At 37.0% G+C, this 24668-nt stretch carries 22 protein-coding genes; 16 read left to right on the top strand and 6 right to left on the bottom strand.

Annotated features, from left to right (window positions below; genetic code table 11):
• Positions 1-87: 87 nt before the first annotated feature.
• The 3 genes from coaD to EZ449_RS13265 all read right to left on the bottom strand — a co-directional run bounded on the left by coaD (position 88) and on the right by EZ449_RS13265 (position 2083).
• Complete coding sequence (coaD, locus tag EZ449_RS13275; protein ID WP_131559534.1) at positions 88-558, bottom strand: pantetheine-phosphate adenylyltransferase; 471 nt, start codon at positions 556-558, stop codon at positions 88-90.
• A 191-nt stretch (positions 559-749) separates the two neighbouring features.
• Complete coding sequence (locus tag EZ449_RS13270) at positions 750-1286, bottom strand: RsmD family RNA methyltransferase (protein ID WP_131559532.1); 537 nt, start codon at positions 1284-1286, stop codon at positions 750-752.
• Positions 1277-2083 carry a DUF3822 family protein gene (locus EZ449_RS13265; RefSeq protein WP_131559530.1) on the bottom strand — a complete coding sequence of 269 codons (807 nt, stop codon included), beginning with the start codon at positions 2081-2083 and terminating at the stop codon, positions 1277-1279. The genes EZ449_RS13270 and EZ449_RS13265 overlap by 10 nt, the downstream gene beginning before the upstream one ends.
• Before the next feature lie 257 nt (positions 2084-2340).
• Between EZ449_RS13265 and EZ449_RS13260 the strand changes: the two genes are divergently transcribed.
• The 3 genes from EZ449_RS13260 to EZ449_RS13250 all read left to right on the top strand — a co-directional run bounded on the left by EZ449_RS13260 (position 2341) and on the right by EZ449_RS13250 (position 6143).
• Positions 2341-3480 (top strand): putative sensor domain DACNV-containing protein, encoded by a 1140-nt coding sequence (locus EZ449_RS13260; protein ID WP_131559528.1) that lies wholly within the window; start codon positions 2341-2343, stop codon positions 3478-3480.
• Positions 3481-3842: 362 nt separating this feature from the next.
• Positions 3843-5276 (top strand): ATP-dependent DNA helicase, encoded by a 1434-nt coding sequence (locus tag EZ449_RS13255; protein ID WP_131559526.1) that lies wholly within the window; start codon positions 3843-3845, stop codon positions 5274-5276.
• 201 nt (positions 5277-5477) lie between these two features.
• Positions 5478-6143 carry an MCP four helix bundle domain-containing protein gene (locus tag EZ449_RS13250; RefSeq protein WP_131559524.1) on the top strand — a complete coding sequence of 222 codons (666 nt, stop codon included), beginning with the start codon at positions 5478-5480 and terminating at the stop codon, positions 6141-6143.
• Positions 6144-6271: 128 nt separating this feature from the next.
• Here EZ449_RS13250 and EZ449_RS13245 read toward each other — a convergent pair whose 3' ends face one another.
• Positions 6272-7117, bottom strand: coding sequence for a CvfB family protein (locus EZ449_RS13245; RefSeq protein ID WP_131559522.1), 846 nt, complete (start codon positions 7115-7117; stop codon positions 6272-6274).
• Positions 7118-7647: 530 nt separating this feature from the next.
• Here EZ449_RS13245 and EZ449_RS13240 point away from each other — a divergent pair.
• The 3 genes from EZ449_RS13240 (at position 7648) to EZ449_RS13230 (ending at position 12239) form a co-directional block, all read left to right on the top strand.
• Positions 7648-9384: an ABC transporter ATP-binding protein gene (locus EZ449_RS13240; RefSeq protein ID WP_131559520.1), complete on the top strand. Its 1737-nt coding sequence runs from the start codon at positions 7648-7650 to the stop codon at positions 9382-9384.
• Positions 9368-11128, top strand: a complete 1761-nt coding sequence (locus EZ449_RS13235; RefSeq protein WP_131559518.1) for an ABC transporter ATP-binding protein — start codon at positions 9368-9370, stop codon at positions 11126-11128. Before EZ449_RS13240 ends, EZ449_RS13235 begins: the two co-directional genes overlap by 17 nt.
• A gap of 223 nt (positions 11129-11351) precedes the next feature.
• Complete coding sequence (locus EZ449_RS13230; RefSeq protein WP_131559516.1) at positions 11352-12239, top strand: SMP-30/gluconolactonase/LRE family protein; 888 nt, start codon at positions 11352-11354, stop codon at positions 12237-12239.
• Position 12240: 1 nt separating this feature from the next.
• On the opposite strand, the gene EZ449_RS13225 is transcribed toward EZ449_RS13230, so the two are convergent.
• Positions 12241-14292, bottom strand: a complete 2052-nt coding sequence (locus tag EZ449_RS13225; protein WP_131559514.1) for a tetratricopeptide repeat-containing sensor histidine kinase — start codon at positions 14290-14292, stop codon at positions 12241-12243.
• 167 nt (positions 14293-14459) lie between these two features.
• On the opposite strand from EZ449_RS13225, the gene EZ449_RS13220 reads away from it, so the two are divergent.
• From EZ449_RS13220 to EZ449_RS13200, 5 genes are all read left to right on the top strand, one after another.
• Positions 14460-15365 carry an SRPBCC family protein gene (locus tag EZ449_RS13220; protein ID WP_131559512.1) on the top strand — a complete coding sequence of 302 codons (906 nt, stop codon included), beginning with the start codon at positions 14460-14462 and terminating at the stop codon, positions 15363-15365.
• A complete protein-coding gene (locus EZ449_RS13215; RefSeq protein ID WP_225872312.1) occupies positions 15365-15817 on the top strand; it encodes a luciferase domain-containing protein in 453 nt (150 codons plus the stop codon). The genes EZ449_RS13220 and EZ449_RS13215 overlap by 1 nt, the downstream gene beginning before the upstream one ends.
• Before the next feature lie 8 nt (positions 15818-15825).
• Positions 15826-16605 carry an NIPSNAP family protein gene (locus tag EZ449_RS13210; RefSeq protein WP_131559508.1) on the top strand — a complete coding sequence of 260 codons (780 nt, stop codon included), beginning with the start codon at positions 15826-15828 and terminating at the stop codon, positions 16603-16605.
• Positions 16606-16802: 197 nt separating this feature from the next.
• Positions 16803-16991 carry a hypothetical protein gene (locus EZ449_RS13205; protein ID WP_131559506.1) on the top strand — a complete coding sequence of 63 codons (189 nt, stop codon included), beginning with the start codon at positions 16803-16805 and terminating at the stop codon, positions 16989-16991.
• Positions 16992-17098: 107 nt separating this feature from the next.
• On the top strand, positions 17099-17947 hold the full coding sequence (locus tag EZ449_RS13200; protein ID WP_131559504.1) for a sialidase family protein: 849 nt from the start codon (positions 17099-17101) through the stop codon (positions 17945-17947).
• A 35-nt stretch (positions 17948-17982) separates the two neighbouring features.
• On the opposite strand, the gene EZ449_RS13195 is transcribed toward EZ449_RS13200, so the two are convergent.
• Positions 17983-18384 (bottom strand): GlcG/HbpS family heme-binding protein, encoded by a 402-nt coding sequence (locus EZ449_RS13195; protein ID WP_131559502.1) that lies wholly within the window; start codon positions 18382-18384, stop codon positions 17983-17985.
• 236 nt (positions 18385-18620) lie between these two features.
• Between EZ449_RS13195 and EZ449_RS13190 the strand changes: the two genes are divergently transcribed.
• From EZ449_RS13190 to egtD, 5 genes are read left to right on the top strand one after another with little or no spacing between them, the layout of a single operon-like run.
• Positions 18621-20006 (top strand): mercuric reductase, encoded by a 1386-nt coding sequence (locus tag EZ449_RS13190; RefSeq protein ID WP_131559500.1) that lies wholly within the window; start codon positions 18621-18623, stop codon positions 20004-20006.
• 6 nt (positions 20007-20012) lie between these two features.
• On the top strand, positions 20013-20975 hold the full coding sequence (locus EZ449_RS13185; protein WP_131559498.1) for an ABC transporter ATP-binding protein: 963 nt from the start codon (positions 20013-20015) through the stop codon (positions 20973-20975).
• Positions 20968-22539: an ABC transporter permease/substrate-binding protein gene (locus EZ449_RS13180; RefSeq protein ID WP_131559496.1), complete on the top strand. Its 1572-nt coding sequence runs from the start codon at positions 20968-20970 to the stop codon at positions 22537-22539. The genes EZ449_RS13185 and EZ449_RS13180 overlap by 8 nt, the downstream gene beginning before the upstream one ends.
• Positions 22539-23687: an ergothioneine biosynthesis protein EgtB gene (gene egtB, locus EZ449_RS13175; RefSeq protein WP_131559494.1), complete on the top strand. Its 1149-nt coding sequence runs from the start codon at positions 22539-22541 to the stop codon at positions 23685-23687. The genes EZ449_RS13180 and egtB overlap by 1 nt, the downstream gene beginning before the upstream one ends.
• Before the next feature lie 6 nt (positions 23688-23693).
• On the top strand, positions 23694-24668 hold the full coding sequence (egtD, locus tag EZ449_RS13170; protein ID WP_131559492.1) for an L-histidine N(alpha)-methyltransferase: 975 nt from the start codon (positions 23694-23696) through the stop codon (positions 24666-24668).

Genomic DNA, 24668 nt, shown 5'->3' with positions numbered 1-24668 from the left:
TTTTCATAATTTAATTTATTTACTCAATTGGTATTCGATTTTTAAAAACGTTACATCATTTCAGAAAAGATTTTTTTGAGTTGAATTTTATGGTTTGTACAAAAAACCCAAAGCTTCTTTAGGTACAAACGGACTCACATCACCATGATTTCTTAAAATATCGCGAACGATGGTTGAACTGATGGCCGAATACTCGGGTTTGCTTAAAAGTAGAATGGTTTCTACTTCGGGCATCATGGTTTGGTTAATTTGAGCGATGGCTCTTTCGTACTCAAAATCTGATGCAGAGCGAATACCACGAACCATGTAAGTAGCATTTATTTTACGACAAAAATCGACAGTTAAACCCTCGTAGGTTTGGATTTCGATATTTTGATAGCCCGCAAAAACTGTTTCTAATATTTGAAGTCGCTGTTCTGCTGTAAGAAAATTTTGCTTGGAACTATTTAACCCGATGCCAATAACAATCTTATCGAAAAGTGGCGTAGCACGCTGTAGGATGTTTACGTGAGCAATTGTTATCGGGTCGAATGAACCTGGAAATAGCGCTATCTTCATAATTCAAATATAGATTTTTAAGCGGAAAGGAGAAAGGTTAAAGTGCTATGCTTCGCACCTCGTCATTGCGAGGTACGAAGCAATCTTAATGCATTCGCTTTAAAACTAAAGTTGTAGGATTGCTTCGTGCCTCGCAATGACGACCGTTTATGTAAAGAGTTAAGGATTTGCGCAGTTAGCGCTCTTTGGGGTTAACCAAACTCAAAAAAGCTAAAAGAAGAATTGCCGTATTTTCTGGTTTCGGTGTAGCCAGGTTGGCTATTCAGTTTCATGTTGCTTTGGTGCTCCACAACCAATAATCCATCAGGTTTAAGTAATTGGTGCTCCTTTACCATTAATGGAATCAATGGAATATTTGGCATGTTGTATGGCGGGTCGGCAAAAATTAAATCGTAAGAACCTGTCATCTGTTTTAACAATTTAAAAACATCGCCCTTGCGAACTTCAATCTGGTTAAATTCGTGATTTTTAGCCGTTGTTTTAACCCAGTTCACACAACCATAATCTAAATCTACAGCTAAAATACTTTCAGCACCACGAGAGGCAAATTCGAAAGTCAGGTTTCCAGTTCCGCAGAACAAATCTAAAACGGAGCAGGTTTCAAAATCGAATTTGTTGTTTAATATGTTGAAAAGCGCCTCTTTGGCCATATCCGTAGTGGGTCGCACAGGTAAATTTGCAGGCGGCTGCAAGCGAATTCCTTTTAATCTGCCTCCTATTATTCGCATAAATCTAAAGCAAGCAATCCGCTGAAATAATGTTTAGGCATATCGGCCAATAATTCACTGTTTTGTTTTCCTGCGGGAAGAAAAAAATAAAGGTTATTGAAATATTTTAAAAGTGTGTTGTAGTAATCGTCATCCTCGTTAATAATACCTTGCAAGTAAACTGCCATTGATTCTGTTAAATCCAACTGCTCAATAATCAACAATAAAAAGTAATTGAATTCTTCAGCTGTTTCTGCCTCATAATGGTTTTGAAAATTGATTTTATCATCCTTAACAAACAGCACATTAAATGAGGATGCCGTAAAATCAATTAGCAAAGCATCGCCAGATAAATGACTAAACAAAGCCAATAATGGCGAAGATTGAGGGTAAAGAACTGTGTCTGCAGGAAGTATTTCTTCTGCCTTTTCATTTAATGAGAAAAGCGTATTGAAGCCCAATTCATCATGATGTTTGGTGTAAACTTTACCATCTGAACTTAAAAATTTGGAATAAACCGAAAGGTTATCTGCATCAAACCATTCATCAGGAATGAAAATGAAATTTGAAGTATGAACAGCTGCTTTTATTGCACCATATTTTTGAGATAAGTAAGCATCAGTTTCGAAAGCAGATTTCAAATCTTGCTCTACATCGCTACAGCCTTGCTTATCGAAAATCACATTAATCTCGTCTGAATCTTTATTAATTACCGCATAAGAAAAGCTATCATTGGTTATTTTTAATAATAAATGGCAGTTTACTGATGCATCAGCTTTAAAATTCGGGTCGACTAATAAAAGGCTGTTTTTACTCATTGAAACAAAAATAGAGTTTTTTAGAGATTAACCGCAAAGGGTGCAAAGTTTTTTCGCAAAGGACGCAATTTGGGCGCTTCAAATTTCCTCATATGTATTAAATGGTGAAAAAATCTGCAATTAACTTCGTGTTCTTTGCGCCTTAGTGGTTAAGTAAATGCTCTGCGTTCTTTGCGGTTAAATCAAACTAAATCTTTTTACCAAAATCAAACCTTTCCCTTATCTAATATTCGAAATATTCAGCTTAAATTCGAAACATGAGTTACAAGCCTACTTATAAAGCTGCAAACACCATTTCAGCTAAAATTGAGCAACATTTTATAAAGCTACATGAAAATGCAGTGGCGCAGGGTGAGGTAGATTTGGCAACACAGCCGGATAAGAAAATCATTGAAGCTTTAATTGATGTAGCTTTTTGGAGTAGCTTGCGGAAAGAAGAGGGCCATTCGCCTCGTATTTCGATTGCTTTTTTACCGCCGTCGCAAACCTCAAAACCGTTGAAATTCGCCAAGCCTTTGCCTCTAAATGCCAACACGCTTACTAAAATTGCGCCCGGAATTGAGCGTTCGGGCATACATTTGGGCGTTTGGGAAGAAGATGGCGAGCTTTTTATTTGGGGTACGACTTTAAACATTCCCAACTTTTGTTTTGTGGTCGATGTTTCTGAACCTGGACTTATCGTGATTAAACACCGCCGAATTTATGGCATCGGGAAATTTACGAATGTTGCTGTTTTAAAAGGCGAGCAGATTAGAATTGTAGATGATACCTCATGCACAAACCGCGATTGTCCGCCGATTTTAAAAGCTTTGCTTGATTTAACTGTACTCGCCAGTTGGAACGACCCGATAAATATTTTAATTCAGTTTTCTGTTTCTATGCGTAGTCATGGGAGAGGTGGAGCATTGCTTATCGTTCCGAAAGGGGATACAAAATGGGAAGAATCCATCATTCATCCTATACAGTATTTAGTGGAGCCGCCTTTCTGCGGATTGTCGAATCTGGCTAAACAAAGTGGCAACCAGAGTGAGATTTTTTCTCAAGGTGCTTTACGTCGCGAGGTGGAACATTTGGCTGGTTTAACGGCTGTTGATGGTGCTACAATTATTAATGAGCAATTCGATTTGATTGCTTTTGGTACTAAAATCGGTCGGGCAAAAGGTAAACCAACCGTAGAACAAATTGCTTTTTCGGAACCAATTGTTGGCGGCGAAGATAAAATCTTATATCCTGGACAGTTGGGTGGAACAAGGCATTTTTCTGTAGCGCAATTTGTTAATGACCAGCCGCAGGCTATTGGTTTGGTTGCTTCGCAAGATGGGCATTTTACCATTTTTAGTTGGAGCAAACAGCAGAATATGGTAATGGCGCATCGGATTGAAACATTGTTGTTGTAACGCAAATTGTTTTATTGTTGAATTGCTTTATTGTTGGAATGCGTTGCTGCAAATTTGTGGCGTTTATGCATTTCGCAGGAACTAACATTAAAAGAAGCTTCTATATTTGCCGCCTAAACCGTATTGTAGCGGCATCTTTTTAAATTTGCAGCTCCTTTGAACATGCTGTCATGCTGAGGTACGAAGCATCTGCAAACGATGAAACAGATGCTTCGTGCCTCAGCATGACAGAGGTTTTAAAAAATACAGCGGAAAGACGGACTATCGCAACTAATCAGCATTGCAATTGATTTCCATAAACTAAAATTGTGGCTATTAAAAACAATTTAACAATAGAGCCATTTAACAATTAAACATCATCCATGTACATCGATAAAAGTCAACTCATTGCACAAGCTTATCCACACACGCCAACGAAAGAGCAACTGCTTTTTTGCGAGCGCATGTCCAAGTTTTTGCAGGAGAATGATGAGTACAAGTGTTTTGTGCTGAAAGGTTATGCAGGCACGGGTAAAACGACTTCGGTGGCCGCGTTGGTAAAAGTATTGGCACAGTTCAATTTGAGGAGCGAATTATTAGCGCCAACCGGGCGGGCGGCCAAAGTGATGAGCCAATATTCTTATCGGAAAGCCTTAACCATTCATAAAAGAATTTACAGGAAACGCTCGGCGACATCGCCCGAAATGCAGTTCCAGCTGGCGCCAAATTTATCAGAAAATACACTTTTTATTATTGATGAGGCCTCGATGATTGCCGATGAATTTAATGAAACAGGTTCATCTATTTTGAGGGATTTGCTGGAGTTTGTGTACAACACGAAAAACTGTTTTCTGCTTTTTGTGGGCGATACAGCACAATTGCCGCCAGTTGGAAGTTTGGACAGTCCTGCTTTGAATGAGCAGTATTTGAAAGATAAGTTCGCTTTAACGATAACTTCTGTCGAATTGAAAGAAGTTGTTCGGCAGGAAAAGAAATCGGGTATTTTGGCTAATGCAACGATGCTTAGAAATCAGATTTCTAAAAATCCTGAGAATCCATTACCTAAATTCCTCACTAAAAATTACAAAGATATTTACAATATGGCCGGCGCTCGTTTGGTTGAGGGTTTAGAGTACGCTTACCGAAAATTCGGCATGGAAAATACGTTGGTGGTTTGTCGCTCAAATAAATCGGCGAATATTTACAACCAGCAAATCAGGGCGAGGTTGCTGTATCGCGAAGAAGAATTAACTGGTGGCGACCAGATTATGGTGGTTCGGAATAACTATTTTTGGCTCCCCGAAAATGATGAAACGGCGTTTATTGCCAATGGTGATATGGCCAAAGTGATTCGCGTTCGTGGCGAGGAAGAACGTTATGGTTTTCGCTTTGCGGATGCTACATTGGAATTTATGGATTTCCCGGCTGCAGGACAAATCAGCTGTAAAGTGATGTTGGATACCTTGAACTTGGAATCGGCTAACTTGCCTTATGAACAAAATAAAAAGCTTTTTGACGGCTTGAACGAAGATTACGAACACATCGCAAATAAGCGCCAAAGAATGCTTGCCATAAAACAAGACCCTTTTTATAATGCTTTGCAAATCAAATTCGCATACGCAGTTACTTGCCACAAAGCACAAGGCGGACAGTGGGATGCTGTTTTTGCCGACCAAGGCTACTTGACCGAAGAAATGATTGATTTGGATTTCTTGAGGTGGTTGTACACGGCTGTTACCCGAGCCAAAAAGGAGTTGTATTTGGTTAATTTTGCGCCACAGCTTTTCGCTAAGACGGCGCAAGAGGACTATTTTTAGAAGATGATTACACAGATTAGGATGATAATTTCACAGATTGAGAGATTATACTGATTTTAGATGGCAAGCAGATTCCAAATACATAATGGCTCAAATGTTCTTAAATGTCTTATATAGTTCAAAATTCTTTGAATATTAATCTGCGAATCTGCGGCTAACCACACATAAATTCTTAACTTGAATTGCTAACCAATTCGTATTATGAAATTCGCCTTTAGTCTTAAAAACAAGTTGAAAATTGCTTTCTTGCTGTTCTGCATTATGTGTTGCACCTTGCTAATTCGTTTCTTGGAAGATAAAAGTGTAACCAAAATAAATGAATCATTCATTTCGATGTATAACGACAGACTAGTTCCTGCAACGGATTTATTTTTCATTGCCGAGAACCTCTATCATAAAAATGCGATTCTGCAGGATGCTTTTTCGAGTGAAATTCATCCATCGAGCAGCATTTCGAAAATTAATAGACACAACCGAAAAATCGATTCGGTTATCAATAAATACGAATTAACTTTACTTGTAAAACAAGAAAAAACCTTTCTTAACGATTTTAAAAATGCCCTGAATGTTCAACAACAATTGGAAAATAAGATGTTGGGTTTAGCAAGTAATGAGGGAAAAGAAATCTACGAATCAATTGGAAGAAGTGCTTCAGCGAGAACCCTTGAGAAACTTTCTGCGCTGATTAAAATTCAATCAAAAGTTGGAGATGAGCTGATTAAGGATTCTAAAATCTTTGTTTCAGGAACGAAAATCTACTCTACTTTTCAAGGTATTTTAGCCGTTATTATAGGAATTATGATTGTGTCGATTATCTCGGCATCAAACATGGTGAAAATTCAGAACGATAAGTTTAATTTGAATTAGTTATGTAGCGGTTAATAATTAACCATATAAGACATATAAGAACATATTAGCTTAAATGTTCTTATATGTCTTATATGGTTCAAAATTCTTCGAGTAATAATCTGCGAATCAGAGGCAAAATAGGTTAATTATTCTGCGTCATCATCAGTCAATAACCGAATCGAATCATCAGAAAGCACAATTAATCGCTCTTTATAAAGTGAGCCAATCGTCTTCTTAAAAGCACTTTTGCTAATTTGGAAGCGATGATAAATTTCATCAGGAGAACTTTTATCGCCCAATTCAATTACACCGCCGCTCTTTTTCAATTCAGCCAGAATCATCTCTTTCGAGTCTAAAATATGGCCATAACCACTTGGCTGCAAAGTCAAATCAATCTTGCCCTCTACACGGATTTTTTTAATCCATCCTTTACGCTGTTCGCCGACTTGGATATTATCAAAAACCTCGTTGTGGTACAGCAAACCGATATAAGTGTTATTGATAATCGCGTTGAAACCTAAATCGGTTTCTTCTGTAATTAACAAACTAACCTCATCGCCCTCTTCAAAATCGAAGTCTTCCTCTTCAACAAAATCGTACAATTTCGATGATGCCAAAAGGCGTTCGCTATTTTCATCCAGGTACAAATAAACCACGTATTTGTAACCTTTTTGCATCGGTCTTTTTTGTTCTTTGGTCGGCACATAAACATCTTTATCGATGCCTAAATCTATATAAGTACCGTCATCACCATCTGCAACCACTTTTAAGAAAGCAAAATCCCCGACTTCGGCATAAGCTTTTTGGGTAGTTCCAGTTAGACGTCCATCTTTTTGGATGTAAACAAAAACGCTTAAATTATCGCCAATTTCCAAACCTTTTGGTACATATTGGTAAGGCAAAATGACTAATTTATCGCCATCTGTTAAGTTTAAACCAGCCTCAGTTTTGCTTAGAACTCTTAATTCGTTGTATTTTCCTATTTCAATCATAATATGGGAACCATTTTCTTCAATGGTTGCTGCAAAGGTAGCAATGTTTGAGTGGATTATGTTTTTTAATTATTTGGAAAGGTGCTGTTGTGTTTCTTCGGATTGGTCCAGTCGGGCTGTTCGCTAAATCCCCGATGAAAAATCGGGGTATATCGCTGCCATCCCGTTTAGGAATAAAGGATTTCGCAAAAGCAAGAAACACCCCGCCTTTCAGGCACCCTCCGAATATATCGGAGCAGGCACTCTGAAAGAGGGGAATTACCCCTCAAAGGTTTTATGCAATTAGTTTAAGCGTTTTGCATTCCCCTCTTTTAGAGTGGTGTCCGCAGGACGGGGTGTTTATTTAAAATTCCGTTGGTTGAAACCAACGGCAATGAAATCGAGCGCAAGCCTAATTTCATGACATGAGAATCAATCTGTGTTTATCTGTGGTTAATAACAGTAAACAACATCATCAAAAATTAAAATAACATACCATCTATTCAGATAATTGGGTTAAATTTGATGTTTACAAAAGTTCATCTCACAACATGGCAAAACCCAAAGAAGCTAGAAAACCAAGCGTTTTTAGTTTACTTGCATCATATAAAGGCTTAATTTTCCTGCTGATTTTATTCGCTTTATTAAGTAATGGAATCAATTTATTGCTGCCGAAAATCATAGCCCACGGAATCGATTCGTATACCAATAAAACCTTTGATAAAAATTCCATTTTATTCCAGTTTGCGCTGGCGATTATATTGGTTTTTATCTTTACCTACCTGCAAAGCATCGTGCAGACTTATGCGTCAGAACGTGTGGCCAGAGATTTGCGCACCAAACTGTCAGACCAGATTTCGCGGCAGAGCCATGCTTATATTATCCAGGCGAACCCCTCAAAACTTTTAACAAACCTCACTTCCGATGCCGATTCGATAAAAATGTTCGTTTCGCAAGCCATAGTTTCATTGGCATCGTCTATATTTTTAATTGTTGGGGCCAGTATTTTGCTGCTGATGATAAACTGGAAACTGGCGCTTTGTGTAATCGCCATTGTACCCATTATTGGAGGGGCATTTTTCTTCGTTTTGAAAAAAGTAAGGGTGCTGTTTATTAAAAGTCGTGAAGTTATCGATTGGTTAAATAAAGTAATCAGCGAAAGCATTTTAGGTTCTGCGCTTATTCGTGTAATCAATTCGCAACAACTCGAATACAACAAATTTCTCGATGCCAACTCGAAAGCCAGAGATTTAGGATTGTCAATTCTCCGCCTTTTTGCGGGCTTGATTCCAATTATCGTTTTCGTTGCTAACCTTTCTGGATTAACCATTTTAGTACTCGGTGGTCATTTTGTGATTAACAACAGCATGAGTTTGGGAGAATTTGCCGCTTTCAACAGTTATTTGGCACTTATTATTTTTCCGATTTTGGTTATCGGTTTCATGAGTAATGTGATTGCACAGGCAACCGCCTCTTACCAAAGGATAGAAAGTGTTTTAAATGCACCCGAAATCAAACACCCTGGAACTTTGACAGATAAATTAGTCGGCGATGTTGAAGCAAAAAACGTAACGCTAACCATCGGACAGAAACCAATTTTAAAAGACATCTCATTCGCTGCCAAAGCTGGTTCAAAAACCGCAATTATTGGTCCTACAGCTGCGGGAAAAACGCAATTATTGTACATTCTTACGGGTTTAATCAATCCAAATGCTGGCGAAATTCTTTTCGATGAAAAAGAAATTAACCAATATAATCAGGAGAATTTCCACAAGCAGGTAGGTTTCGTTTTTCAGGATAGCATCATGTTTAACATGAGCATTCGTGAAAATATTGCATTCAGCGATACCGTTACCGATGAATCCTTGGAAAAAGCAATTCAAACTGCGGAATTGAAAGATTTCGTAGATAATTTGCCGGATAAATTAAATACCATTGTTTCTGAACGTGGAAACAGCCTTTCTGGCGGACAAAAACAACGAATAATGTTGGCAAGAGCGCTGGCTGTAAATCCGAAAATTTTATTGCTCGATGATTTTACGGCAAGAGTTGATACGAACACCGAACAAAGGATTCTGGAGAATATTCAACAAAATTATCCTGGTTTAACGTTATTATCGGTTACCCAAAAAATAGCGTCTGTTGAAAATTACGACAAAGTTATCTTGCTGATGCAGGGCGAAATCATTGCAGAGGGAACGCATCAGGAATTACTAAAAAGCAGCCCTGAATACGTTCAAATTTACAATTCACAACAGAGCACCAGCAATTATGAACTACAATCTTAACCAGCTTACGCAAAAGCAGGAAAAGCAATCTACATACCAAGCGCTTAAAAGATTGCTGAAACTCATATCCGACGAAAGAAAAAATCTTTGGCTGGCTCTGATTGCAATTTTAGTAAATTCTGGGTTATTGCTTTTGGGGCCGCTTTTGGTCGGCCATACCATTGATAAATACATCCGAACCAAACAATTTCATGGCGTTTTAATGTTCGGTGGAATACTTTTAGTAATGTACTTGATTGCCATGGTTACAGGTTATTTGCAAACCAAATTAATGGGTAGTATCGGACAAAGAATGCTTTATACGCTTCGGAATGCCATTTTTAATAAGCTACAGGAATTACCTGTTTCATTCTTCAATCAAAACAAGGCAGGCGATTTAATCTCTCGGGTAAATAACGATACGGATAAATTGAACCAGTTTTTTTCGCAATCGCTGATGCAGTTTATCGGTAGTATTGTAACCATGATTGGTGCTGGTTTTTTTCTGTTAACCATCAATTTCGAACTTGGAGCTGCAGCGCTTTCTCCAGCGGTTGTAATTGTGTTTTTTACTGTGATTTTATCCCCATGGGTTAAAAGAAAGAATGCAAAAAATCTGAAAAGCGTCGGCGGAATGAGTGCCGAAATTCAGGAAAGCCTGAATAATTTTAAGGTTATAATTGCTTTTAACCGTCGCGATTATTTTAGAAAGCGTTTTGATGAGGCGAACAAAGAAAATTATAAAACGGCAATCGGCGCAGGTTTAGCCAACAATATTTTTGTTCCCGTTTATGGTTTACTTTCAAGTGCCGCACAATTAATTGTACTGCTTTTCGGTATTTATTTAATTTCCATTGGAAACTTTTCATTAGGATTGTTAGTGAGTTACATTTCCTATTGTACCAACTTTTACAATCCATTGAGGCAATTGGCTGCTTTGTGGACAAGTTTTCAAGTAGCCATGGCGGGTTGGGACAGGATTTCTCAAATCCTTTTGCTGGAAACAAATCTTACTCAAGTTGAGGGCGATAAATCGGTTACTTCTGATGCCTTGCTGGAATTTAAAAACGTTCATTTCTCTTATGACGATTCGAAAGAGATTCTGCATAACATTAATTTGAAGTTCGAAAAAGGCAAAACTTATGCCTTGATTGGTCCAACGGGTGGCGGTAAAACAACAACGGCGTCTTTAATTTCTCGCTTGTACGATGCCACAAAAGGGTCTGTTTTATTGAACGGAAAGGATATTCGCTCTTTCAGTGCCGAGGAACGTACACAGAAAATCGGTTTTATTCTACAAGAGCCGTTTTTATTTACAGGAACCGTAAAAGACAATATTCTTTACGGCAACAGTCAGTATAAAGATGTGAGTGACGATGAGTTGAATAAGATTATTGAAGATGCGAACTTGAATGCGCTTTTGGCCATTTTTGATGAGGGATTGAACACACAAATTACATCAGGTGCTGATAGCATCAGTTTGGGGCAAAAACAGTTAATTGCTTTCATGAGAGCCGTTTTACGTAACCCTGAATTATTGATTTTAGATGAAGCAACGGCAAATATCGATACCATTACAGAGCAATTGTTGAGCAGTATTTTGAATAAGTTATCGAAAGAAACAACATTAGTAGTTATCGCACACCGTTTAAATACCATCGAAAACGCCGATGAAATTTACTTTGTAAATGAGGGCGAAGTGCAAAAGGCAGGAACACTAAACGATGCGCTTGATATGTTATTGAAAGGGAAGAGGGTAAGTTAAATACGTTATTACCTCGCCATTTGTTTTGTCTTTCTCTTTTCTCCGTCATTGCGAAATCGATTTTTCATCGATTGAAGCAATCTCACTAGTGGAATTGTTTAAACAATGAGATTGCCACGAAACTATGAAGAATAGTTTCTCGCAATGACGACACAGTTTAACACAACATTTTTACTTGCACCGCAAAAGATTAATCCCCACTTTGCCAACCAAATATCAACCCATGAAAAAGTATTTCTTTCTTTCTATTCTAATTTCGATTACTTCATTTTCTTTTGCGCAATTAACAAATCCAATCTTCGTTCAGGATAGTTTGAAACTCATTTCTTCCCAATTCAAATTTACTGAGGGAGCTTCTGTTGATAAGCAAGGAAATGTATTTTTTACCGACCAGCCAAACGATAAAATCTGGAAATATGATATCAATGGAAAACTGAGTTTGTACCTGGATAAATCGGGGAGGGCAAACGGAACTTATTTCGATGAAAAAGGAAACTTAATTGTTTGTGCCGATGAAAACAATCAAATCTGGTCTATCGATAAAAATAAAAAGATAACGGTTTTATTCTCCGATTTTGAGGGAAAGAAAGTTAACGGTCCGAATGATATGTGGTTGGATGCGAAAGGCGGTATTTACTTTACCGACCCGTATTACCAACGCGATTACTGGACCAGACAGAAACCTGAAATAGAAAGACAACGTGTTTATTATCTCGCTAAAGGAAAGAAAACTGCCATAATTGTAGCCGATGATGTGATTAAACCAAACGGCATTGTTGGTACACCTGATGGTAAATTCCTGTACGTTGCGGATATGAGTTCCAATAAAACTTATCGTTATCAAATTAATACTGATGCAAGTTTAATCAATAGAGAAACCATTCTCAATCAACATTCTGATGGAATGACTTTGGATAACAACGGCAATATTTACGTAACCGGCAAAGGCGTAAATATTTACAAAGCAACAGGCGAACAAATTGGCCACATTGATGTGCCTGAAGAATGGTGTGGTAATATCTGTTTTGGCGGAAAGAACAGAAATATTTTATTTATTACAGCATCAAAATCACTTTATATCATCCCTACAAGCGCAAAAGGGGTGGAGTAATTTACGCAATAGGAAGTTTGATAAAAAACGTTGTTCCCTTTGAAGTTGTACTTTCAAACCACAACGAGCCGCCATGTGCCTCCACAATCTGTTTAGAAATTACTAAGCCCATACCGTAAGATTTCTCGCCATTCGTTCCGCTTCTTTTGGCCTCTTTGGTAATATTGAAAATACTATCATTCATTTCTGCTGGAATCCCAATTCCCTGATCTTTTACCGATATAATGATATGATCTGAAAAAATATTAGTCTCCACCAAGATATTGGTTTTAGGTGGACTAAACTTGATGGCATTCGTTATCAAATTACTGATTACCCTCCAAATCTTCTCTCGATTGATATTAAAAGTAATGGCTTCACTTTTCAGGATAATTTTCTGCTGCTTTTCGGAGGCTTTGTATTGCAAAAGGTTGGTACAGTAATTTAGGAGCGCATTCAAATCAACAGATTCTTTCTCTAATTCCTCACTTGCAGATTCCCAGTTCAACAAATCATCTACAAATTTTAAAGAATCTGCACCAGAAATTTTGATCAGGCCAATTAAATGTTGTTCCTCTTCTTTTAATTTTTGATTACTTAACATAAATCCCGCTAGGCTAACAATGGCGCCGATCGGACTACGTAAATCGTGGGCTACAACTTTCATTACGCGTTTGTTCTCATCCTGACTTTGTTCAAGCGCACTTAACGCTTTTTGAAGATGAAGATTCTGTTCTGTTACCTGCTTATTCAACAGCTTAAGCTTATCGTTGGTAATTTTTGATGTTTTTCCATTTCGCCACAGTTGATAAAGAATAAACATCGACATTACCGAAAAACCTACAGCAATAATCAGGTATAAAATGTTGAGCTGATTTTCTTTTTTGAGTAGAGTGAGCTCATAATCTTTCTGCAAGTTGTAGAATTCAGTTCGAGCATTAACACTGTTTAATTTTTGAAGCTTTAGATCTTGTTTTGCTGCCAATTGCAGGTAATTAGGAATATATGTTTTAGCTTCCTCATACTTCCCAGTTAAATTTAAATAGTCAATTCGCAATTTTTGCCAATCTACTTCTGTCTTTGGGCTCGGTAAAGAATCCAATGATGATCTAGCGAAAGCCATGATTGAGCTAAAATCATTATAACGACCTGTGTTTAGGTAAAGGCGAGCCAATTTCACTTCAGCAATTTGTGCATTTCTTTTTTCGGTACCGAAAGTTCCGTTAGAAGCAATTGCTTTCTTTAAATATTCCTCAGCCTTTTCGTTATTGCCACTATCCAGGTATACATCGCCTATGTAATGGTAATTTACACCTTTGGCAACTCGAGTAAATGTTTTCTTGTAAGGAAAAAGATGCTCGTTGCTTTCTAAAAACTTTAATGATTTTTTAAAGCAGATCATCGCACTATCAGTCATTTTGATGTGGTTATAGCTTAATCCCGCATTATCTAAGGCGCCTTGTATTGCTGCATATTTCTCATAATCAAGCTTACAGGCTAAGTTGTTTTTATAAGCCTGCAAAAAAAGTGATGCGGCTTGCCTGTATTTATTCTGGACGTAGTTTAAGAAAGCAAATCGACTATTAAAATCCGCTTGATCGCATGTGCTTCCAGATTCGTCTGCCAAAAGCTTTCCTTTATTAAAGAACAGATAAGATTGTTCATATTTTTCTTGCTCTAAAAGGACGTCGCCTTTTAAAAAATTAGCAATGCTTAGCTCCCTCTTGTATTTTACCTCTGCCTTATTTGTAGCAATAAGCGCAAGCATACTATCTGCATAAATAAATGCTTTTTCGAGTTCTATAGAATCTTTATTCAGTCTTGCAAAAATAAAATTTTGCGATTGCTTAAAGTAGAATTTTTTCCATAAATCGCCAATCCCAGGGTTTTCAATTTGCTTAAAGCATGAATCTAGGTATCGATTAGCCTGTTCTCTTTTCTTTAAATCGCCTAAATGAGATGCGCTATCGATTATTTTATCTACCAATACAGGATGATCTATCTTATTATTAGATAATTTGCAAGAGTATATAAGGACAATCAATAATAAAAATAGCGCTTTATTAAATGGCATATTGGCTAGTAAGTCTAAATTCGGTGCTTGAATTTACATAAATTAAGCAATAACGGCCTAGTAATGTAGATAATTGTCAAATTATTTCCATTTGATTATATTTTTATTTTCAGTAAATTTTGAAAGTTTAATAATTAATTTTATGTTTGATTAACAATTTAAACACTATGAAGATATTTGAGAATAAAATATTTTTAGGATTTTTAATACCGAATGCCATTCTGCTCTCCATTATTGGAATCAATAGATTCTTGAATGTTGGGAGTGCAGGAGTAATAGTTTTTTCGGAATTTGTAATCTTACCAATGCTCATCGGAATAATGAGCGCCTGGTTTTGGAAAGACTTTAAGTTATCAAGCAAAATGTTAATATGGAATTCCATTTTAAACGGCTTCATTGCCATATTACTTAGCTTTTTATTTCTGGGTGAAGGCACTATCTGCTTAATCATTGTATCTCCATTAATATTTGCATTTGTTATAACTGGAGCATTTATTGGCAAGGTAATGTTCAAAAAAAATAATCAAACACTTAATACAAGTTTTATTTCTTTATTGATGTTAATTTTTATTGCCGATTCTCTAGCAGATCACCGCTATGAAAATATGGTTTCGGATGAGGTGATAATTAAGGCAACGCCAGAAAAAATTTGGAAAAATGTTGTTGCTTTTGATAAAATTAAGCAGCCAAATACTTATTGGTTATTTAATATTGGTATGCCTAGCCCAATGCAAACAACTGTTACCGCTTATAAAAAAGGTGCGGGAAGAAAATGTATTTTTAGTAATGGATATGTTTTCGATGAGCAAATCGTAACTTTTGATAAGAATAAAAATTTAACTTTTGATATTGTTAACCAACCAAAAGACCCAGAAATTATGGGCCACATCGATATTAATAGGGGACAGTTTTTATTGCAAGACAATGGAAATGGAACCACAACATTAATCGGAAATAGTTGGTATAAGTTACATGTTTTTCCCACATGGTACTATGACCTTTGGGCAGAAAGCATTACTAGAAATGTGCATTTAAGGGTTATGGATCACATTAAAGTTTTAAGTGAGAAATAATGTTTGGCTTTATCGTAAAATATTTAAATTTTTTAAAGAGGATACCATTATTCGCACTGATATATGATAGTTGTTTAAAATTACTCTTGTTTTTAACTGAGCCTATGAAATTAACTTGGTTTGATGAGATTGAAAACGAAGTGCTTAATTGGGAACATACAAGTATAAGTTTGCATAAATTCGGCGGTACCCAATTTAATTATCGTAAAACAGAAATAGGACATTTACACAGCAATGGTATTCTTGATATTCTTTTTACTAAAAAAACTAAGCAAAGGTTATTAGATGAACAGAAAGCAACCTCTCATCATGTTTTTGAAAAATCTGGATGGATTAGTTTTTATGTACGAAACGAAAAAGATGTAGAAAACGCAATAGCATTATTAAAACTTTGTTATGATTTAAAACTTAAAGCTTATTCGCAAAATGATATTATATTAGCTAGAGTTTAATCATCGCCATGAAACTGAATCTTATTTATTTAAAATTACTTTGTTGCCTAGCAATAATCTTCTTTCTTCAAAGCCACTCATTTGCTGCAAAGCCTGGGTATTACTATCAAATAAAAATTTACCACGTAAAGGGAGAGGCACAAGAACGAACTGTCGATTCTTATTTAAAAAATGCTTACTTGCCAGCGTTGCATCGCTTCGGTGTTCAGAATATTGGAGTTTTTAAGCCTGTAAAAAAAGATTCTTTGGAGCAATTGATTTATGTTTTTATTCCATTTAAAAAGATAGATAATTATTTGAATCTAGATCAGGCTTTGACAAAAGATCAGGCTTATTTGGCAGCGGGCAAAAGCTATTTAGATGCCAGTTTCGACAATTCGCCATTTCTACGGATAGAATCCATTTTACTTAAAGCTTTCGATGCAATGCCATCACCAGCAATGCCTAATTTATCTTCGCTCAAAGCCGAAAGAATTTACGAACTGAGGAGTTACGAGGCAAGTACAGAAAAACTATCACTCAACAAAATTGGTATGTTCAACGATGCGGAAATCAGCATTTTTACCAAGCTGAACTTTAATGCCGTGTTTTATGGCCAGGTAATTTCTGGTAGCAAAATGCCCAATTTGATGTATTTAACCACCTTTAATAATAAGGAAGATCGAGAAAAACATTGGTCGGCATTTGGCCCTGAATATAAAAAGATTAGTGGCTTGCCTCAATATCAAAATAATGTTTCAAAAAATGTAACCTTATTTCTTTATCCAACAGATTATTCAGATTTTTAACTTGTTCGTTGGTAACTTAAAATTTGAATGGAAATATTTTCTGTTCAGTTTATTCAGACTCCAAAAATATTAAAGTCATTATATAATTTTGTTCTTCCTACTTATATAGGGATAGACGACTATAAAAAAGCCCTTTCAGGATTGAAGGGCTTTTTTACTTTCATGGCTTTGTTCTTCGTAACAGCTATCTTTAATTAATGAAAAGAAAAATAACTTGTTTGCTTTTTGTGGTCGTTGCCCAATTTACGCTCCTAAAAACCCATTCTACTGCACAAAATAAATCCTTTAATATCCGTTGGGATCAATCTACGCTGAATCAAGTAACACCTATCAATGAACCTTACGCGAATTACGGACGCATCATTCAAACTAAAACAGCAACCTAATTTGTATTTATGAGAGCAAAAATGGTATCGAATGCGTCAAAAGCATTGATTTAGGTAACACTTGGGCTGATGCTGTTTTAATCGCAGAAAATATAGCTGGGATAAACATGGCGGTTCCAGAAATTATCGAATTAAAAGATCATTCGCTTTTGGCTTCATACAATCCACGACCAAAAAGCGGAAATGCAGATACTGCAAAACGTTTTGGTATCCGCACAAAAAAGAGCCATAACGATGGAAAAACCTGGGAAGATGAAAGGTTAGTTTACGAAGCCAGTTATAAGTTTGAGGATGGCTGTTGGGAGCCCGCTCAAATTCAGTTGCCATCAGGAGAAATTCAATTATTCTTTTCTGATGAAAAAATATATACTGAATCTGGTGAGCAGAATATTTCTATCTTTAGATCAAAGGATGCTGGCATAACATGGACTAAAAGACCAGAAATTGTTTCCTTTACCGCAAATCATAGAGATGGAATGCCTGTTCCAATCATTTTACATGGATCATATGAGATCTTATTTTCTATTGAGGATAACGCTCGAGGACAGTTTAAGCCAACAATAATTCGCAATACGCTTAAAGAGAATTGGAAAGAAGTTGTTGGCAGAAAGGATAAAAATAGGAACGACGCTTTCATACCAAACTTGCCTGATAGTGTTTACGCAGGAGCTCCATATTTGAGGCAATTAAAAAGTGGCGAAACGATATTATCTTTTCAAAGCACGCTAAATAGAAATAAAAATTGGGAGTTAGCCTTTATGCAAGTTGCTATCGGGGATAAAAGTGGCCGAAACTTTAAGTTGGTCGATAATCCTTTTAATATTCCCTTAAATAAACATGGTTTATGGAATTCCATTTGTATTTTAAATGATGATACCATAATTGCTGTAACCTCAACAAATGTCTTTGGAAGAAATTCTGTGTGGATGATTAAAGGCAAATTGGTTAGGGAATAAGGTTAGGGAACGGGTTTAAGCGTTCCCTAAATAAATTATGCCAATGCTGCTGCTCCAGCTGATGCTACTTCGTGGTCTTGCTCTACAGAACCACCAGATACGCCAATTGCGCCAACAATTGTTCCCGAGCCATCTTTAAGTACAACGCCACCAGGAAAAGTAATTAAGCCTCCGTTAGAATGTTCGATGTTATAAAGTGGTTGACCAGGTTGCGAAAGTTTGCCAATTTCTCCGGAGTTCATATCAAAAAAACGAGCTGTTTTGGCCTTTTTTACTGAAATATCGATCGATCCTAGCCAAGCATTATCCATGCGATGAAACGATTTTAAGTTTGCGCCCTCATCCACAATGGCGATATTCATTGGAACGCCAATTTCTTTTGCTTTTGCCTTTGCTGCTTCCGACAGTTTTTCTGCCTGCTCTAATGTTAAGCCCATAGTTTTATATTTTAAGTTAAATGCCTAGTTGATATTGATTTAAAGTTCAACATAAGCAAATACTTTAACATATAGCAAATGATAATGTTCTGTTGGCCTAATTATTTAATCAAAACTGTAAAGAATATTGCAGCTGAAGATCATCTATTCTTACAAACCTTTAATGTACTTGTTGGTTGTATAAACTGACCACTATTCCTTAATTTTAAAACCAAGCGCAAATTAATCCTTAAAACATGAAACACTTCGATGCCATTATTATAGGCTCCGGTCAGGCGGGAACTCCCTTAGCAAAAAAGCTTGCTCAAGCAGGAAAAAAAACCTTAATTATTGAGAAAGGCTTAGTTGGTGGCACTTGTATAAATGTGGGTTGTACGCCTACAAAAGCGATGATCGCCTCTGCAAAAGCGGTTTATCAGGCTAGGAAAGCTAGTGAACTCGGAATAGATATCGGAGAAATTAAGGTTAACCTAAAAAAAATTGTTAAACGCAAAGATGAAATCGTAGAAATGTTTCGGGGCTCTTCAGAGAAAGGCTTAGGATCCACAAAAGGTTTGACACTTGTTCACGGTGAAGCCATTTTTACTGGTGATAAGGAACTTTCGGTGAAGTTAAATGATGGAGGTGAAGCACATTTCACCGCTGATTGGATATTCATCAACACTGGAGCAAAAACAGTGATTCCGAAAATAGATGGTTTGGAAGATGTCGATTATTTAACTTCAACTTCGATTTTAGATCTTGAGGAAATTCCTGAACATTTGGTGGTCATTGGAGGAAATTATATCGGCTTAGAGTTCGGACAAATGTTTAGTCGATTTGGAAGCAAGGTTACTATTTTAGAGAAATCTGAAAGGTTAATGAGCAGGGAAGACGAAGATGTTTCTGAAGAAGTTACCAAAATTTTAGCGGCTGAAGATATTAAAATATTAACCAATACAGCTATAGAGAAGATTGATAAACAGCAAGATAACAAACTGATTATCCATTTTAAAGCAGATAATAAAAACAAGAAAATTACTTGTAGTCATGTTTTAATCGCGACTGGCAGGGCACCTCAAACGGATAGACTAGGATTGGAGAAATGCGGTTTAAAAACTGATGACAAAGGTTATATCGTTGTCAACCACAAATTGGAAACCAACATTAAGGGCATTTATGCTTTGGGCGATGTAAAAGGCGGACCAGCATTTACGCACATTGCGTACAACGATTATACAATTGTTTATCGTAACTTAATGGAGAAAACAAACTATACCATTTCTAACCGACCTATACCTTATTGTATGTTTACCGATCCTCAATTGGGCAGGGTTGGGATATCAGAAAATGAAGCTAAGGCACAGAAATTAAATTATTTAATAGCCAAAATTCCGATGACACAAGTAGCGAGAGGCATTGAAACCAATGAAACCTTAGGTTTTATGAAAGCGATCGTTGATGCGAAGACAAAGAAAATTTTAGGTGCTTCCATCTTGGCGGCAGAAGGTGGTGAAATTGTATCGGTGCTGGAAATGGCAATGGAGGGCGGCATTACTGCTGATCAGATTAGGTACTGCGTTTTTGCGCATCCAACCTATTCAGAATCGCTGAATAATTTGTTTATGAAGCTAGAAGATTAATAGATTATGATTAAACTCCAAAGTGTAAGTAAGCGTTTCGGCAATACTAAAGCCGTTAAAAATATTTCTTTTGAGGTAAATAATCAAGAGAATTTGGTTTTGCTTGGCACTAGTGGTTGTGGTAAAACGACTACCTTAAAAATGATCAATCTTTTAATTCAGCCCGGTAACGGAGAAATCCTAATCAACGATAAAGATATTACTTCAGGAAATCCGGAAGAGCTGCGACGAGGGATTGGTTATGTGATGCAAAACATTGGATTATTCCCTCACTATACGGTTGCCGAAAATATTGCTGTGGTTCCCAACCTTTTAAAATGGGATAAGCAGAAAACCAATCAACGTACTTCCGAGCTTATTCATAAACTTCATCTTCCAGAAAGCTGCTTAAAAATGTTTCCGCATGAGTTAAGTGGAGGTCAGCAGCAGCGTGTTGGCCTTGCTCGGGCCTTGGTTACAGATCCTCCAATTTTATTGATGGATGAACCTTTTGGCGCTTTGGATAATGTGACTAGATCTAGTATTCAACAAGAATTTAAGGCCTTAGAAGAGCTGAAAAGAAAAACAATTGTAATGGTAACGCATGATGTATTGGAGGCTTTTGAACTTGCAGATCGGATTTGCCTCATGGATAAGGGAGAGATTATTCAAATCGGAACGCCAAAGGATTTACTTTACAATCCAATCAACGATTTTGCGAAAAGCTTTTTAGATGGACAAAGATTGGCGCTCGAATTTAAGGTGATTAAGCTGAAAGATATTTGGAATCATTTACCAGCATCAGAAAGCAAAGCTGATAAAAAAGAGTTGAATCATGAGCTTAATATTTGGGATACATTGGAAATTTTGCGGTCAGAAGTTATTGCAGAAAATTTCGTTTCTGATGGAAATGGGCATTTTAAAACGATCGATTTTGCGATAGTAACCGAGGCTTTTAATCAATATAGATACACGGCGCACCATGATTGAGCAACAGCAAAGTTTATGGAGTTTCATGTCAGAGCAATCTGATAAACTGTTAAACCAAACCTTGCAACACGTAGGTTTAACTTTTATATCGCTGCTTTTAGCTATCGCAATTGGTTTGCCCTTAGGCGTCTTCATTGCCCGAAAACGTAAATTATCGGGTGGTGTTTTAGGTTTGGCTGGCGTACTGCAAACCATTCCTAGTATTGCCTTACTCGGTTTTATGATTCCCTTTTTAGGCATTGGTGCAAAGCCAGCAATTGTGGCCTTGCTCATTTATGCGTTATTGCCAATCATCAGGAACACTTATACGGGTATCATCGGGATTGATAAGCATATTATCGAGGCTGCAAAAGCCTTGGGCATGAGTAAAACTCAAATTCTTTTTAGAGTAGAATTGCCATTGGCGATGCCTGTTATTCTTGCTGGAATCCGTACCGCTACGGTAATTAATGTGGGCGTAGCAACCTTGGCGTCTTACATCGCTGCCGGCGGACTAGGAGAATTCATTTTCGGTGGTATCTCCCTCAACAATACCAATATGATTCTGGCCGGCGCAATTCCAGCAGCGCTTTTGGCCATCATTTTAGATTTTTTACTTTCGCTTATCCAAAAATTAGATTTTAAGAAACTGAGGAAAGTCCTATACGTTTTCCCTGTCGCAATTCTGGTGTTAAGTGGTTTCTATATTTTATCATCAGCCTACGGATCGGTACTTACGGCTGGTTTTACACCAGAATTTATGGGCAGACAAGATGGAGATTTAGGGCTGAAGTCTGTTTACGGACTAAAAATCCACACTATAGTGATCAGCGATGCGGTGATGTATAAAGCAGCGTATGCCAAAGAACTGGATGTAATTAGCGGCTATTCTACCGATGGAAGATTGAAAGCTTTCGATTTGAGGATTTTAAAGGATGATAAAGGAATATTTCCACCCTATTATGCTGCACCAATTGTTCGTGAAATTGCCCTTAAAAAGTTCCCTGATCTAGAAAATGTTTTAAATCTACTCGCTGGAAAGATTACAGATTCCATCATGACGGATTTAAACTACAAAACCGATTACCTCCATCAAACACCAGAAAGAGTGGCAAAAGATTTTCTTGTTAAAATGGGCTTGTACAAAGAATCTAGAAATGGCAATGCTGGCTTAATCCGTATTGGATCGAAGATTTTTGGTGAACAATACGTTCTAGCAGAAATGTATAGCATGTTGATTAAAGGCAATACAGATTACAATGTGACGACCAAAACGGGTTTAGGCGGAACAAAGATTTGTTTCGATGCCTTAATGAATGATCAGATAGATTTTTACCCTGAATACACAGGGACGGGACTTTTGGTTTTACTGCAACCTGATCCTAAATTATCAAAGGAGATTGCCCATGATAAGGATCGTACCTACGATTATGTAAGCTCGGAATTTCAAAAAAAGTTTAAGATTAAATGGTTAAAACCCATAGGTTTTAATAATTCTTACGCTTTAATGATGCGACAAAAACAATCAGCAAAACTTCATGTTAATACCATCACAGACCTTAAAAACTACTTAGATAAAAACTAATGAATCTTGTAGAACAATATAAACAGATCAGGAAGCACTCCGAAAAAATCTGCGAACCCCTAGAAACTGAAGATTACGTAGTGCAACCTGTCGAGGATGTAAGTCCGCCGAAATGGCATTTGGGGCACACTACTTGGTTTTTTGAGACCTTTATTTTAATTCCCAATGCGGCTGAATATCAAGTTTTTAGTGAGAACTATAATTATGTGTTTAATAGTTATTATGAAACCATTGGCAATCGTGTAATCCGTACCGATAGGGGAAATTTGAGCAGACCGAGCGTTAACGATGTTTATCAATATCGTGCTTATGTAGATGAGGCAATGGAGCGTTTTCTTCAGACAACAATCAGCGATGAGCTATTGGAACTGCTCATTTTAGGCTTTAACCACGAGCAGCAACATCAAGAACTTTTACTTACTGATATTAAATACATTTTAGGGAATAATCCGTTATTTCCGCCTTATTCTGCAGATTGGAAAGAGGAAAGCTATTTGGCAACGGAAGCCAAATTGATCACCATTAACGAAGGCGTTTACGAAATTGGCTATGATGGAGGCGATTTCTGTTTTGACAATGAGCTTAATCGGCACAAGGTTTATCTCCAAGAATTCGAAGTTTCTTCTGAATTGGTTACCAACGGTGAATACCTTGATTTTATAAAAGATGGAGGTTATACGAATTTCAATTTTTGGCATGCCGAGGGTTGGGACTGGGTACTGCGAAACCAAATTAAAGCGCCAATGTACTGGCATTTAATTGATGGAGAATGGTGTAATTATACGTTAAATGGAATTTCTTTAATAGATGCAAAACAATCTGTTACTCACATCAGTTATTACGAAGCTTACGCTTTTGCAAGTTGGAAAGGCATGCGCTTGCCAACAGAATTTGAGTGGGAAGTAGCAGCAAAACAACTTAATTGGGGCAAAAGATGGGAGTGGACCGAAAGTGCGTATTTGCCTTATCCTGGATTTAATAAAGCACCAGGCGCAATTGGCGAGTATAATGGAAAATTCATGGTTAACCAAAAAGTGCTTCGTGGCGCTTCGGTGGCTACGCCAGAAAACCACAGTAGAATTACGTATAGAAATTTTTTTCATCCACATTTAAGATGGCAGTTTACAGGAATTCGCCTTGCTAAATAGTATTTTATGAACACCGTTACCACCGAAACAACAACAAATAAGGTTCAGTTTTTAGCAGATACTTTAGCCGGTTTGCAGGCCGAGCCAAAGCGTATGCATTCGAAATATTTTTATGATGAGGTTGGAGATCATATCTTCCAACAGATTATGGATATGGAGGAATATTACCTTACGGATGCCGAGATGGATATACTTTCTCATCAAACGGAAGAACTTGCCAATGTGATTTCTGCTCAGGAAAGTCCTTTTGATTTAATTGAGCTAGGTGCTGGTGATGCAACGAAATCCATCCACTTACTTCAAGAACTATTAGATAAAAAATTGGAATTTTATTATTTCCCAATTGATATCTCTGATCATGTAATTAGTTACTTGGAAGAAACGTTGCCCGAAAAACTGCCAAATTTGCAGATGAAAGGTCTAAATGGCGATTATTTCGAAATGTTGAAAAGGGCAACTGAAATATCAGACAGGCGAAAAGTAGTCTTATTTATGGGCGCCAACATTGGCAATATGAATGTTGCGGAAGCTGCAGATTTTTGCAAAGCCCTAAAAGAATTATTATCAAATGGCGATATCTTGATCATCGGCTTCGACCTGAAGAAAAACCCACAGCAAATTTTATCAGCTTACAATGATAGTCAAGGAATTACGCGTTCGTTTAACCTTAATTTATTGCAACGCATCAACAGAGAATTGGATGGCGATTTTCAATTGGAAAACTTCGAGCATTATGCCAATTACGATCCTGAAACAGGTGCATGCAAAAGTTATTTGATCAGTTTAAAAGATCAGCATGTAAATATCGGCGATTCGCAAACGATTCATTTTAAGGAAAACGAATATATCTTCATGGAAATCTCCCAAAAATATTCGCTTCAAGATATAGATGAATTAGCGCAATCAGCGGGTTTTAAGCCTGTTCAGAATTTCTTCGATGAAAACCAATATTTTGTAGATGCAGTTTGGAAAGTAGGCTAA

This window comes from Pedobacter frigidisoli, from assembly GCF_004331675.1.
GTDB lineage: Bacteria > Bacteroidota > Bacteroidia > Sphingobacteriales > Sphingobacteriaceae > Pedobacter > Pedobacter frigidisoli.
Note: the sequence above shows the minus strand (reverse complement) of the source record. Positions and strands in the feature narration are given on the sequence as shown.

Excerpts from the sequence above, each read along its gene's own strand:
- EZ449_RS13235 (WP_131559518.1), top strand. The coding sequence starts at position 9,368 with ATGAACTACAATCTTAACCAGCTTACGCAAAAGCAGGAAAAGCAATCT.
- EZ449_RS13265 (WP_131559530.1), bottom strand. The coding sequence starts at position 2,083 with ATGAGTAAAAACAGCCTTTTATTAGTCGACCCGAATTTTAAAGCTGAT.
- egtB (WP_131559494.1), top strand. The coding sequence starts at position 22,539 with ATGAATCTTGTAGAACAATATAAACAGATCAGGAAGCACTCCGAAAAA.
- EZ449_RS13210 (WP_131559508.1), top strand. The coding sequence starts at position 15,826 with ATGAAACTGAATCTTATTTATTTAAAATTACTTTGTTGCCTAGCAATA.
- EZ449_RS13260 (WP_131559528.1), top strand. The coding sequence starts at position 2,341 with ATGAGTTACAAGCCTACTTATAAAGCTGCAAACACCATTTCAGCTAAA.
- EZ449_RS13220 (WP_131559512.1), top strand. The coding sequence starts at position 14,460 with ATGAAGATATTTGAGAATAAAATATTTTTAGGATTTTTAATACCGAAT.
- EZ449_RS13225 (WP_131559514.1), bottom strand. The coding sequence starts at position 14,292 with ATGCCATTTAATAAAGCGCTATTTTTATTATTGATTGTCCTTATATAC.
- EZ449_RS13180 (WP_131559496.1), top strand. The coding sequence starts at position 20,968 with ATGATTGAGCAACAGCAAAGTTTATGGAGTTTCATGTCAGAGCAATCT.
- EZ449_RS13270 (WP_131559532.1), bottom strand. The coding sequence starts at position 1,286 with ATGCGAATAATAGGAGGCAGATTAAAAGGAATTCGCTTGCAGCCGCCT.
- egtD (WP_131559492.1), top strand. The coding sequence starts at position 23,694 with ATGAACACCGTTACCACCGAAACAACAACAAATAAGGTTCAGTTTTTA.
- EZ449_RS13240 (WP_131559520.1), top strand. The coding sequence starts at position 7,648 with ATGGCAAAACCCAAAGAAGCTAGAAAACCAAGCGTTTTTAGTTTACTT.
- EZ449_RS13245 (WP_131559522.1), bottom strand. The coding sequence starts at position 7,117 with ATGATTGAAATAGGAAAATACAACGAATTAAGAGTTCTAAGCAAAACT.
- EZ449_RS13230 (WP_131559516.1), top strand. The coding sequence starts at position 11,352 with ATGAAAAAGTATTTCTTTCTTTCTATTCTAATTTCGATTACTTCATTT.
- EZ449_RS13250 (WP_131559524.1), top strand. The coding sequence starts at position 5,478 with ATGAAATTCGCCTTTAGTCTTAAAAACAAGTTGAAAATTGCTTTCTTG.
- EZ449_RS13190 (WP_131559500.1), top strand. The coding sequence starts at position 18,621 with ATGAAACACTTCGATGCCATTATTATAGGCTCCGGTCAGGCGGGAACT.
- EZ449_RS13215 (WP_225872312.1), top strand. The coding sequence starts at position 15,365 with ATGTTTGGCTTTATCGTAAAATATTTAAATTTTTTAAAGAGGATACCA.
- EZ449_RS13200 (WP_131559504.1), top strand. The coding sequence starts at position 17,099 with ATGGCGGTTCCAGAAATTATCGAATTAAAAGATCATTCGCTTTTGGCT.
- EZ449_RS13255 (WP_131559526.1), top strand. The coding sequence starts at position 3,843 with ATGTACATCGATAAAAGTCAACTCATTGCACAAGCTTATCCACACACG.
- EZ449_RS13205 (WP_131559506.1), top strand. The coding sequence starts at position 16,803 with ATGAAAAGAAAAATAACTTGTTTGCTTTTTGTGGTCGTTGCCCAATTT.
- coaD (WP_131559534.1), bottom strand. The coding sequence starts at position 558 with ATGAAGATAGCGCTATTTCCAGGTTCATTCGACCCGATAACAATTGCT.
- EZ449_RS13195 (WP_131559502.1), bottom strand. The coding sequence starts at position 18,384 with ATGGGCTTAACATTAGAGCAGGCAGAAAAACTGTCGGAAGCAGCAAAG.
- EZ449_RS13185 (WP_131559498.1), top strand. The coding sequence starts at position 20,013 with ATGATTAAACTCCAAAGTGTAAGTAAGCGTTTCGGCAATACTAAAGCC.